At 59.3% G+C, this 12,317-nt stretch carries 10 protein-coding genes; 7 read left to right on the top strand and 3 right to left on the bottom strand.

Annotated features, from left to right (window positions below):
* Positions 1-50 precede the first annotated feature (50 nt).
* Positions 51-1,154 (top strand): YcbX family protein, encoded by a 1,104-nt coding sequence (locus tag GT753_RS04565; protein WP_044031525.1) that lies wholly within the window; start codon positions 51-53, stop codon positions 1,152-1,154.
* 6 nt (positions 1,155-1,160) lie between these two features.
* On the opposite strand, the gene GT753_RS04560 is transcribed toward GT753_RS04565, so the two are convergent.
* Together GT753_RS04560 and pyrD are read right to left on the bottom strand one after the other, a co-directional pair.
* Positions 1,161-1,709: a cell division protein ZapC gene (locus GT753_RS04560; protein ID WP_004928171.1), complete on the bottom strand. Its 549-nt coding sequence runs from the start codon at positions 1,707-1,709 to the stop codon at positions 1,161-1,163.
* A 176-nt stretch (positions 1,710-1,885) separates the two neighbouring features.
* Positions 1,886-2,896, bottom strand: coding sequence for a quinone-dependent dihydroorotate dehydrogenase (pyrD, locus tag GT753_RS04555; RefSeq protein ID WP_015377348.1), 1,011 nt, complete (start codon positions 2,894-2,896; stop codon positions 1,886-1,888).
* Between the two features lie 258 nt (positions 2,897-3,154).
* Here pyrD and ssuE point away from each other — a divergent pair, with 258 nt between their 5' ends.
* Genes ssuE through ssuB form a run of 5 tightly spaced genes read left to right on the top strand, consistent with a single transcriptional unit; the run spans position 3,155 to position 7,467 of the window.
* On the top strand, positions 3,155-3,733 hold the full coding sequence (ssuE, locus tag GT753_RS04550; protein WP_004928176.1) for an NADPH-dependent FMN reductase: 579 nt from the start codon (positions 3,155-3,157) through the stop codon (positions 3,731-3,733).
* Positions 3,734-3,757: 24 nt separating this feature from the next.
* Positions 3,758-4,723 carry a sulfonate ABC transporter substrate-binding protein gene (locus GT753_RS04545; protein ID WP_015377347.1) on the top strand — a complete coding sequence of 322 codons (966 nt, stop codon included), beginning with the start codon at positions 3,758-3,760 and terminating at the stop codon, positions 4,721-4,723.
* A gap of 19 nt (positions 4,724-4,742) precedes the next feature.
* Complete coding sequence (gene ssuD / locus GT753_RS04540) at positions 4,743-5,891, top strand: FMNH2-dependent alkanesulfonate monooxygenase (RefSeq protein WP_015377346.1); 1,149 nt, start codon at positions 4,743-4,745, stop codon at positions 5,889-5,891.
* 11 nt (positions 5,892-5,902) lie between these two features.
* Complete coding sequence (ssuC, locus tag GT753_RS04535; RefSeq protein ID WP_044031527.1) at positions 5,903-6,697, top strand: aliphatic sulfonate ABC transporter permease SsuC; 795 nt, start codon at positions 5,903-5,905, stop codon at positions 6,695-6,697.
* Positions 6,694-7,467, top strand: a complete 774-nt coding sequence (ssuB, locus tag GT753_RS04530; protein WP_015377344.1) for an aliphatic sulfonates ABC transporter ATP-binding protein — start codon at positions 6,694-6,696, stop codon at positions 7,465-7,467. Before ssuC ends, ssuB begins: the two co-directional genes overlap by 4 nt.
* 55 nt (positions 7,468-7,522) lie before the next feature.
* On the opposite strand, the gene pepN is transcribed toward ssuB, so the two are convergent.
* Positions 7,523-10,141, bottom strand: a complete 2,619-nt coding sequence (pepN, locus tag GT753_RS04525) for an aminopeptidase N (RefSeq protein WP_160125313.1) — start codon at positions 10,139-10,141, stop codon at positions 7,523-7,525.
* Positions 10,142-10,478: 337 nt separating this feature from the next.
* Between pepN and GT753_RS04520 the strand changes: the two genes are divergently transcribed.
* On the top strand, positions 10,479-12,179 hold the full coding sequence (locus GT753_RS04520; protein WP_041922208.1) for a GGDEF domain-containing protein: 1,701 nt from the start codon (positions 10,479-10,481) through the stop codon (positions 12,177-12,179).
* The last annotated feature ends 138 nt before the right edge of the window (positions 12,180-12,317 follow it).

The following is a 12,317-nucleotide window of genomic DNA, read 5'->3' as shown; positions in this document are numbered from 1 at the left end:
GCTTGTCATAAAGTTGCTCCCTTCTATTTAATCATCGCACGGAGATAAGGGTGATCACGCTTTCCAGACTCTACGTCCATCCGGTTAAATCACTGCGCGGCCTGCAGCTTTCCTACGCCCAGGTCGGCAGCAGCGGTCTGGCCTTCGACCGCAACTTTATGATCACCGAGCCGGACGGCACCTTTATTACCGCGCGCCAATACCCGCAGATGGTGTTGTTCACGCCGGCGCTGTTGCCGGACGGGCTATTCCTGACCGCGCCGGACGGCGAAAGCGCCGCCATTCGCTTCAGCGACTTCGCCGCCGCGCCGCAGCCGACCGAGGTGTGGGGCAACCATTTCACCGCGCTGATCGCGCCAGATGAGATCAACCGCTGGCTGAGCGGCTATTTCCAGCGCGACGTGCAGCTGCGCTGGCTGGGGCCGGAGCTGACCCGCCGGGTGAAGAAGCACCCCGAAATCCCACTGACGTTTGCCGACGGCTATCCTTATCTGCTGATTAACCAGGCTTCGTTTAACGATCTGCAGCAGCGTTGCCCCGGCAGCATCAAGCTGGAGCAGTTCCGCCCCAATCTGGTGGTGAGCGGCGCCACCGCCTGGGCCGAGGACGGCTGGCAGGTGATCCGCGTCGGCGACGTGATGTTCGATCTGGTGAAACCCTGCAGCCGCTGCGTGCTCACCACCGTCAGCACCGAGCGCGGCCGCAAGCACCCGAGCGGCGAGCCGCTCAGCACGCTGCAAAAATTCCGCTCCGCCGACAACGGCGATATCGATTTCGGCCAGAATATGATCGCCCGCAACAGCGGCATCATCCGCGTGGGCGATACGGTGGAAGTGCTGTCGACCAAGCCGCCGCGCCCTTATGGCGCAGGCAAAGTGGTGGAGAGCGTGCAGGCGCCGCAAGACAGCGCGCACAGCGTCACGATCGAATATGAAGGAAAGGTGTTTACCGGCAACAACCAGCAGATCTTGCTCGAACAGTTGGAACAGCAAGGCATCCGCGTACCTTACTCCTGCCGCGCCGGGATTTGCGGCAGTTGCCGCATTACGTTGCTGAACGGTGAAGTCGCGCCCCTGAAGAAAAGCGCGCTGGGCGACAACGGCACCATCCTGTGCTGCAGCTGCATCCCGAAAAGTGATTTGACCCTGGCGTAAACCGCCTTATACCGCCCTGTCGTAAGCCGGGGCGGCGCTTTCATCCTGTGCGCAGGGCTTCAGCCGATCGTGCATCACCTTGATGGCGTCGCCCAAGACCATGGTACGGCCAGCGACAGTCAGCTGATTTTGCGCCAGCAGGCACAGGCTGGCGTTATCCCCGGCCTCCACCACCAGCAAGCGCGCTTCCGCGCCGCTCTCCATCACTTTCACCGCCGCCAGCTCGCCGTTTTTCGGCTGCAGCGGGTAATGCTGCTGCGAGAAATGCCAGCTCTTTGGCATCAGCGGTTTCAGGAAGCGATAGGCGACCAGCGCATTCAGCACCAGCTCGGCGCGCTGTTCATGGCTAAGCTTGACCTGCTTGCACTGTTCTTCATAGGTGAAATAAAGGGCGGCGTCATCCACGCAAAAAGCACATTCATCAAAGGCGTCCGGCGTTAACATTTTGGCCGGGAAACGTGAACGAAAGATCATACCATTAGCTAAATCCAGCATTAGCCGATCGTGTTCGGCATCAAAATACCAACGCCAATTATCGTCAGGTTTTATCTTCATTTCGTATCCTTCTCGCTGCCTATGCCAACGCCGCACTCACCCTAAAAGGCGATTTTATCACCGATGAAATCGCTTAAACATCGGATAATTCCGCGAACGATATTTAAGCTAACGAACAAAATATAGACGAGCCGGGGGCAGAAATAAACCCCCGGAATAAAATGAGAGGAAAAATATTAGATATGGGTAACGATATCTTTAATCAAACGCGGGCCGTGATAGATAAATCCGGAATAAATTTGCAGCAGGCTCGCGCCGGCCTCCATTTTTTCGCGCGCCGCCGTCAGCGAATCGATGCCGCCTACGCCAATAATCGGCAGGCGCCCCTGCAGTTCGGTGGAGAGACGACGGATAACTTCGGTGCTGCGTGATTGCAACGGACGCCCGCTTAACCCGCCCGCTTGTTCGCAGTAATTCAACCCCTGGATCAATTTTCGATCCAACGTGGTATTGGTGGCGATCACGCCATCGATATTATGCCGCACCAGGCTATCGGCAATTTGGATCAATTCTTCTTCTGAAAGATCCGGCGCGATCTTTACCGCCACCGGCACATATTTGTGATGACGCGCATGTAATTCCTGCTGCTTATTTTTAATCGCAGCCAAAAGATCGTCCAGCGCTTCGCCATACTGTAAGGATCGTAACCCCGGCGTATTCGGTGAAGAGATGTTAATCGCGATATATCCGGCATACGGATAAACTTTATCCATGCAGATCAAATAATCGTCTTTGCCCTGCTCGACCGGCGTGTCTTTATTCTTGCCGATATTGATCCCAAGAATGCCGCCGAAATGGGATTTCTTAACGTTTTCAACCAGATTGTCCACGCCATGGTTATTGAACCCCATGCGGTTAATCAGGCCTTCCGCCTCAACCACGCGGAACAAGCGCGGCTTGTCGTTGCCCGGTTGCGGACGCGGCGTCACGGTGCCGACTTCCACATGGCCGAAGCCCATCGCGCCGAACGCATCGATGCATTCGCCGTTTTTATCCAGACCGGCGGCCAATCCCAGCGGGTTTTTAAACGACAGCCCCATGCAGTTGACCGGTTTGGTCGGCACGGACTGACGGACAAGAAACGCTAATGGGGTGCCGGTAATACGGCTGAGCTGACGAAAGGTCACTTCGTGCGCGCGCTCCGGATCGAGCTGGAACAACGCTTTCCTGATGAGGGGGTAGTACATGGACTCTCCTGATTTCCCGGTTGCAAACCGGGGGCGTATTATCCGGTATCCCCCGCCTAATTGGAATTGATTAAAGGCAAAAAAAGCCGTTTTTACGCAATCGTTTTCCCTCTTCACCGCCAAATCGGCGCTAATCCGCTTTTGCGCATATCCAAATCAAAAAATGAGATTTAAAAAACGCGCCGGGTTGCTGGTAGGTTTAAAACACTTCCTATTGATTTTCTAATTAAACCTAACTTTTAGTTATAAGGAGTGGCAATGCGCGTTATATCACTGGCCGGTAGCCCACGCATCCCATCACGTTCCGCCGCGCTGCTCTCGCTGAGTCAGAACTGGCTGCGGCAGCAAGGGGTGGAAGTGACGGCCTATACCCTGCACGACTTTGACGCCGAAGATCTGCTGTACGCCAACTTCAACAGTCCGGCGATCAAGGCGTTTGCCGAGCAGCTGGCGCAGGCCGACGGCCTGCTGATTTCCACGCCGGTTTATAAAGCGTCGTTCTCCGGCGCGCTGAAAACCCTGCTGGATCTGCTGCCGGAACGCGCTCTGGATCATAAGGTGGTGTTGCCGCTGGCGACCGGTGGTTCGATCGGCCACATGCTGGCGGTGGACTATGCGTTGAAACCGGTACTGGCGGCGCTGAAAGCGCAAGAGGTGCTGCACGGCGTGTTCGCCGACGACAGCCAGATCCAGCTGACCGACGAAGGCGCCACGCTCACCGACGCCGTGGCCGCCCGGCTGGAAGAGGCACTGGCCAGTTTCTATCTGGCACTTGGCCGCCGCAAACCGCCGGCGCTGCGCGTCGCCTCGCCACTGGCGGCGCGTCAAACCGCCTGAAACGCCTGGAAAAGGAGAGCCTGAATGAAACAACGCATTGCTTTGCGGCGTTGGCTGAGCGCCGCCGCCTTCACCGGCCTGCTGTCGCTGGTTTGGGCCAACGCCGCCGTCGCTCAGGATCCGGCGCAATTCCGCATCGGCTACCAAAAAGGATCGGTCAGTCTGGTGCTGGCGAAGAGCCACCGGCTGCTGGAGGAACGTTTCCCCGCCACCCGCATCAGTTGGATCGAGTTTCCCGCCGGCCCGCAAATGCTGGAGGCCCTGAACGTCGGCAGCATCGATCTGGGCAGCACCGGCGATATTCCTCCGATCTTCGCGCAGGCCGCCGGGGCCGATCTGCTGTATGTCGGCGTTGAGCCGCCCAAACCGAAGGCGGAAGTGATCCTGGTGCCGGAAAACAGCCCGATCAAAACCGTCGCCGATCTGAAAGGCCATAAGGTCGCGTTCCAGAAAGGATCCAGCTCACATAACCTGCTGCTGCGATCGCTGCAAAAAGCCGGACTGAAATTTACGGATATCCAGCCCGCCTATCTGACGCCCGCCGATGCGCGCGCCGCATTCCAACAGGGCAACGTCGATGCCTGGGCGATCTGGGATCCTTATTATTCCGCCGCGCTGCTGCAGGGCGGCGTTCGGGTGCTCGGCGACGGCACCGATCTGAACCAGACCGGCTCCTTCTATCTGGCGGCACGCCCTTATGTCGAAGCCAACGGCGCCTTTATCAGCCAGGTCCTGACGGTGCTGACCCAGGCCGATGCGCTCACCCGCAGCGACCGGGCGCAAAGCGTGACCTTGCTGGCCAACGCCATGGGGCTGCCGGAACCGGTGATCGCCAGCTATCTGGATCACCGCCCCCCGACCGCCATCACACCGCTCGATGCGCATACCATCGCCGCGCAGCAGCAAACCGCCGACCTGTTTTACGCCAACCGGCTGGTGCCGGTGAAGGTCGACATCTCGCAACGCATCTGGCGCCCAAGCGCGCAATAAATACGGGAGAGCATTGACGATGAGCCTGAACGTTTTCTGGTTTTTACCCACCCACGGCGACGGCCACTATCTTGGCAGCGCACAGGGTGCTCGCAGCGTCGATCACGGTTACTTGCAGCAGATCGCCCAGGCGGCGGATCGGCTGGGATTCGGCGGCGTGCTGATCCCCACCGGCCGCTCCTGCGAAGACTCCTGGCTGGTGGCCGCCTCGCTGATCCCGGTCACCCAGCGGCTGAAATTTTTGGTCGCGCTGCGGCCGGGCATCATCTCCCCTACGCTGGCGGCGCGCCAGGCGGCGACGCTGGATCGCCTGTCCAACGGGCGCGCGCTGTTCAATCTGGTCACCGGCGGCGATCCGGAAGAGCTGGCGGCCGAGGGGCTGCACCTTAGCCATGAAGAACGCTACGAAGCCTCAACCGAGTTCACCCACATCTGGCGCCGGGTGCTGGAAGGGGAAACCGTCGATTTCCACGGCAAGCATATTCAGGTGAAAGGCGCCAAACTGCTGTTCCCGCCGGTGCAACAGCCGCGCCCGCCGCTCTATTTCGGCGGATCCTCCGCCGCCGCACAGGATCTGGCCGCCGAGCAGGTAGAAATGTATCTCACCTGGGGAGAGCCGCCGGCGCAGGTTAAGGCGAAGATCGAAGAGGTGCGCGCCAAAGCGGCGGCGAAAGGCCGCCAGGTGCGTTTCGGCATCCGGCTGCACGTCATCGTGCGGGAAACCACCGAAGAAGCCTGGCGCGCCGCTGACCGGCTGATCGCCCACCTCGATGAGGAAACCATCGCCAACGCGCAGCAGGCCTTTGCGCGCTTCGACTCCGTCGGCCAACGGCGCATGGCGGCGCTGCACGGCGGCAAAAAGGATAACCTGGAGATCAGCCCGAACCTGTGGGCCGGCATCGGCCTGGTGCGCGGCGGCGCCGGCACCGCGCTGGTGGGCGATGGCCCGACGGTCGCGGCGCGCATGCAGGAATATGCCGATCTGGGCATCGACACCTTTATTCTCTCCGGCTATCCGCATCTGGAAGAGGCCTACCGCGTCGGCGAACTGCTGTTCCCGCACCTCGATCTGGCGCAGGAGGAAACGCCCGCTCGCCTTCAGCCGGTGCGTCCGCAGGGCGAAGTGGTGGCCAACATCTATGTTCCGCAAAAAGTATCGCAGAGCTGAGGAGCGCCCCGATGGCAAATAACGTACAACGCATCCTGTATCGGCTGGCCCCCTGGGCGCTGCCGCTGGCGCTGGTGATCATCTGGCAAATCGCCGTCGAAACCGGCTGGCTGTCCAACCGCATTTTGCCGGCGCCGAGTGCGGTGCTGGCCGCCTTCTGGCGCCTGAGCCAAAGCGGCGAACTGTGGCAGCACCTGAGCATCAGCAGCCAGCGCGCGTTGTTAGGCTTCGCCATCGGCGGCAGCATCGGACTGATACTCGGCTTTATTACCGGGCTGTCGCGCTGGGGCGAACGCCTGCTGGACAGCTCGGTGCAAATGATCCGCAACGTGCCGCATCTGGCGCTGATCCCGTTGGTGATCCTGTGGTTCGGCATCGATGAATCCGCCAAGATCTTTCTGGTGGCGCTCGGTACGCTGTTCCCGATTTATCTCAATACCTATCACGGCATCAAAAACATCGATCGCGGCCTGTTGGAGATGGCCCGCAGCTACGGCCTGAGCGGTTTTCGCCTGTTTACACAGGTGGTGCTGCCGGGCGCGCTGCCGTCGATTATGGTCGGCGTGCGTTTCGCTCTCGGCTTCATGTGGCTGACGCTGATCGTCGCCGAAACCATCTCGGCCAATTCGGGCATCGGCTACCTGGCGATGAACGCGCGTGAATTTCTGCAAACCGACGTGGTGGTGGTGGCGATCGTGCTGTACGCCCTGCTCGGCAAGCTGGCGGACGTGGGCGCGCAGCTGCTGGAGCGCGTCTGGTTGCGCTGGCATCCGGCCTATCAACTGAAACAGGGAGAAGCGCTATGACCCTTCCCGCTCGCCTTGCGCAAGGCACGCCGGTGACGCTGGAGTCTATCGGCAAACGTTACGGCAACCGCACGGTGCTGGACAATATTCAGCTGCGCATTTCCGCCGGGCAGTTCGTGGCGGTGGTTGGCCGCAGCGGCTGCGGCAAGAGCACCCTGCTGCGCCTGTTGGCCGGCCTGGAACAGGCCAGCAGCGGCGCTTTGCTCAGCGGCAACGCGCCGCTCGCCGCCGCTAAAGAGGATACCCGGTTGATGTTTCAGGATGCGCGCCTGTTGCCATGGAAAACGGTGATCGATAACGTGGGTCTGGGGCTGCGCGGCCAGTGGCGCGACGCGGCGTTGCAAGCCCTGGAAGCGGTCGGTTTGGCGGATCGCGCCCGCGATTGGCCGGCGGCGCTGTCCGGCGGACAAAAGCAGCGGGTCGCCCTGGCGCGCGCGCTGATCCACCGCCCCCGCCTGCTGCTGCTGGATGAACCGCTCGGAGCGCTGGATGCCCTGACGCGCATCGAGATGCAAGGGCTGATAGAAACGCTGTGGCTACAACACGGTTTTACCGTACTGCTGGTCACACATGACGTCAGCGAAGCCATCGCGCTGGCGGATCGGGTGATCCTGATTGAAGAGGGCCATATCGGGCTGGATCTGAGCATCGATCTGCCGCGGCCGCGCCGCAAAGGCTCGGCCAGGCTGGCGGAACTGGAGGCCGAAGTGCTGGAACGGGTGTTATCGCCGCCTGCCGCGACGGACGCCGCGCGCCGGGCGGCGAATTGAATGAATGAAAAAGGGACGGCCCAGGCCGTCCCTTGATGTCTCTAGCGCGAAAAAATCAGGCGTCGAGCGCCTTGCTGATCTTCTCGTACAGATCGCCGGACAGGTTTTCCAACCCTTTCAGCTGTTCCAGCGCCTTACGCATCAGCGCCTGGCGGCCGGCATCGTAACGCTTCAGGCGAATCAGCGGTTCGATCAGGCGCGCGGCGATCTGCGGGTTGCGCTGGTTGAGATCGCTGAGGATCTCCACCAGGAACTGATAGCCGCTGCCGTCCGCGGCATGGAACGCCGCCGGGTTACCGGAAGCGAAGCCGCCGATCAGCGAACGGGTGCGGTTCGGGTTGCTCAGGCTGAACGAGCGGTGTTGCAACAGCGCGCGCACCTTGCTCAACACGTCTGCCGCCGGGCTGCCGCCCTGCAGCACGAACCATTTGTCCATCACCAGGCCATCCTGATGCCAGCGCTCGTCGAACGCCGCCAGCAGCGCATCGCGGCACGGCAGCTGGGTCGCGACCGCGGCAGACAGCGCCGCCAGCGAGTCAGTCATGTTGTCCGCCTGGCGATACTGTTCGTTCACCAGCTGGTCCGCCAGCGCCTCATCTTCGCCGAACGCCAGATAGCCCAGGCACACATTGCGCAAGGCGCGCTTGGCGATCTCGGCATGCTCCACGCGGTAGCCGTCGGTCTTGTTGGCGTGATACACCGCCAGCCACTCTTCGGCCAACTCCCGCGCCAGGCAGCGTACGATCGCTTCGTGCACCGCGGCGATCGCTTCCGGATCGATAGTGGCGAACAGCTCGGCGATTTCGTTCTCCGACGGCAGCGTCAGGATCTGCGCCGCCAGCGCCGGATCCAGTTTTTCGTCCAGCAGCACCGCACGGAACGCATCGGCCACGTGCAGCGGCAGCGACAGTGGCTGCTTCTGCTGGTGCCGCGCCACGTTCAGCTTGATATAGGTCGCCAGCAGGCTCTGTGCCGCATCCCAACGTGCAAATTCATTGCGTGCGTGCTGCATCAGGAAGGTCAGTTGCTGATCGCTGTACGGATAGTCCAGTTTCACCGGCGCGGAGAATTCGCGCAGCAGCGACGGTACCGGCTTGTGCGCCACGCCGTCGAACACGAAGGTCTGCTCCGCTTCGGTGACGTTCAGCACGTTGTTGACCGGCAGGCCGCCTTTTTGCAATGGAATGACATTGCCTTCGCTGTCGTACAGTTCGATATCCAGCGGAATATGCAGCGGCAACTTCTCCGGCTGATCGGCGGTCGGCGCAGTTTTCTGGCTGACATGCAGGCGATATTGCTGAGTTTCCGCATCGTACTCGTCGCGCACCGTCAACAGCGGCGTGCCGGACTGGCTATACCAACGGCGGAAGCGCGACAGATCGACGTTAGACGCATCCTCCATCGCCTGCACGAAATCGTCGCAGGTAGCGGCGCTGCCGTCGTGGCGTTCGAAATAGAGCTGCATCCCTTTCTGGAAGTTCTCCTCCCCCAACAGGGTATGCATCATACGGATCACCTCGGAACCCTTTTCATACACCGTGAGGGTGTAGAAGTTGTTCATCTCGATGACTTTGTCCGGGCGGATGGCGTGCGCCATCGGGCTGGCGTCTTCGGCAAACTGCGCGCCGCGCATCACGCGCACATTGTCGATGCGGTTGACCGAACGCGATCCCAGATCGGAACTGAATTCCTGATCGCGGAACACCGTCAGCCCCTCTTTCAGACTGAGCTGGAACCAGTCGCGGCAGGTCACGCGGTTACCGGTCCAGTTGTGGAAGTATTCGTGGCCGATCACCGCTTCGATGTTCAGGTAATCCTTGTCGGTCGCGGTTTCCGCCTTCGCTAGCACATATTTGGAGTTAAAGATATTTAACCCTTTGTTCTCCATCGCGCCCATATTGAAGAAATCGACCGCCACAATCATATAAATGTCGAGATCATATTCCAGGCCGAAGCGGGTCTCGTCCCACTTCATCGAGTTCTTCAACGAAGTCATTGCCCAGTCGGCGCGATCCAGGTTGCCGCGATCGACGAACAGCTCCAGTGCGACCTTACGGCCGGAACGGGTGGTGAAGCTGTCGCGCAGCACGTCGAAATCCCCCGCCACCAGCGCGAACAGGTAGCAAGGTTTCGGGAACGGATCCTGCCATTGCACCCAGTGGCGGCCATCGGCCAATTCGCCCTGGCCGATGCGGTTGCCGTTCGACAGCAGGAACGGATAGCGCGTCTTGTCGGCCACGATGCGGGTGGTAAAGCGCGCCAGCACGTCCGGGCGATCCTGGTAATAAGTAATGTGGTGGAAGCCTTCGGCTTCGCATTGCGTGCACAGCGCATCGCCGGACAGGTACAGCCCTTCCAGCGCGGTGTTCTTCGCCGGGTGAATATCGTTGACAATGGTAAGAGTGAATTGTGCCGGCAACTCTTCGATGATCAGCTGGTTATCCTGCTGACGGTAGGCGCTCCACGGTTGGCCGTCCACCTGAATGCTCACCAGCGTCAAATCTTCGCCATCCAGCACCAGCGGTGCACCGGCCGCCCCCTGACGTTTGATTTTACTGACGGCGGTCACGCGCGTGGTTTCCGCGTCCAGACTGAAGTCCAAATCGATATCGGTCGTGGTGTAATCGGGCGCGCGATAATCGTGGCGGTATTTTGCCTGTGGCTGTTGTGTCATAAAAACCCTTAAACGTCTCAGTGAGTTATAGGTGCCAGGCTGCTCTTCTCCTTCGTACCGCAGCCGGTATGTTCCCCTGCGGCGCGCGGTGAGCCTGAATTGTGAATAAACTGTATCACAGCTGGCCGAAAAGCCCAGAGCCGCAGGGCGACCAGGAGAGAGAAATCAGAGGCAAATCATAAATCGCCCGGCAGGCGGCAGTGCGGGTGACCAATGGCCAAATAAAAATCAGCATTTAATGCTAAAAAACCGCCATCGCGGCGCGCCGGCATAGTTGAGGCGACACCGGCGGCATGGTGGTATAATTGCGGCATCAGGTTCAGGGATGGCTCGCATTATGAAGATTAAATACGCAATCTATTTTTTCACCCTGTGCCTGATGACTTCCTTCTCTCTGTTCATCGTCGATGAGCTGCTCGAAGCCCATACCGACTACCGCGACAACCAGCTAAACCTGTACAAAATTGATCGCGCCAAAGAAATTTCCGAAGCTTTTCAGGCTGCGTTGCTGGCTCATCGCCTCAAACGATTGAGCCTGATCGATCCGCAAATCACCCGTGCGCAATGTTTGGCCGCCGATCGGGTAGCGCGCGAGAGAATCACCCGGATCCGCGAACATCTGGACGATGAGGTCGCCAGACAGCTTGGGGTTCAGCAAAAAATCGCCGCGCTGTCGATGATCGCTTTGATGGAACAGCTGCTGGATAATGACAACCTGCAGCTTTCGCAGGTCAATAACACCAACGCCAATCTGTTCAACATCAACAGCGCCTATTACATCTCGCAAACCAGCAAGAGTTATTACCGCTACACCTACGATACCCGGATGGTGGATACCGACTCCTTTATGTTTCTCGAGGCCATCCGCCTCAATAACCGGCTAAATATGTCATTGACGGAATTGAGCGATCAGATTATCGACGTCAACGTCAGCCAGCTCGTTCGCAAAGACGCCTATCTGAAGTCCATTCAGCTAACCGGCGTGCTGAACGCGCTGAGCACCCGATTGATCTTCATGAAGATCAACTACGACGACGTGCAAACCACCGAGCTCGTCAATCAGTTGCTCACCCTAGTGTCGGCCGAACGTCTCAAGCAGATCACCGATGGGTTATACACCGCCATCAATACCCAAAAACCCTATCCCGCAGCGCTTATTTCGCGCTATGTCGACGAGCTGAGCGGGCTTTCGCAGGCGCTGTATCAACGCAGCTTCGAGCTGGAAACCGTCGCTTCGCGTCATAAAATTTACGATAGCCAGACGACCATTTACGGCATGATCGCGCTGGCCGGCCTGGTGGTTTTGCTGTTCATTTTGCCGGCGCTGGTGTTCTGCACCAGCATCAACCGCTGGCTGACCAAGACCCACAACAATATCGTGCGGCTGTCGCGCGGTGAGATGAATATCGATCGCAACGACGCCTTCTACAGCCAGGAATTGATCGCCATCAGCGACGCCATTCAGCAGCTCAGGCAATACCAACTGGACAAGGTCTCGCTGGAGAGCGAGAAACAACTGCTGATTAAAGAGCTCGAGGCCTCTTCCTTCCTCGATCCGCTCACCAATATCTACAACCGCCGTAAATTCTTCCTTGAATGTCAACTGCTGGGCAACGCCAGCTACCCGCAGGCCTTTTGCCTGATCGACATCGACAATTTCAAACAACTCAACGACAGCTACGGCCACGACGTGGGTGACCGGGCGCTGGTGGCCTTCGGCCACCTGCTGCAACGCGCGTTCCGCGCCAGCGACATCTTCTGCCGCTATGGCGGCGAAGAGTTCGCGGTGCTGCTGGGCAACTGTTCGTTGGACAACGCGCGGGACATCATGGAGCAATTGCGCGCCCGTACTCATCGCCTGACGCTAAATCTGGCCGACGGACGGCAAGTGCGTTTCACCACCAGCTGCGGCATTGCGCCAGTCAGCGCGTTCACCGCGCTGCAGGCGGCGATCAAACAGGCGGACGAAGCGCTCTACTTTTGCAAAAAGAACGGCAAGGATCGGGTCAGCGTGCATACCCAGGCCGGCTTTATCTGATTCGCTGTTTAAAATAATTAACATTATAATTTTTATGACTAATTAGGCTAAGTCATTCACCTTACAGGCATATCTGGCTTTTTTTCCTCTCCGCCGCTATCCGGCTGCCATAAAGGCACGTTTAATCCTCGACCCGCT

The organism is Serratia sp. Z4 (assembly GCF_009900725.1).
Taxonomy (GTDB): domain Bacteria; phylum Pseudomonadota; class Gammaproteobacteria; order Enterobacterales; family Enterobacteriaceae; genus Serratia; species Serratia nematodiphila.
The sequence above is the reverse complement of the archived record's forward strand: the minus strand, read 5'-3'. Positions and strand labels throughout refer to the sequence as shown.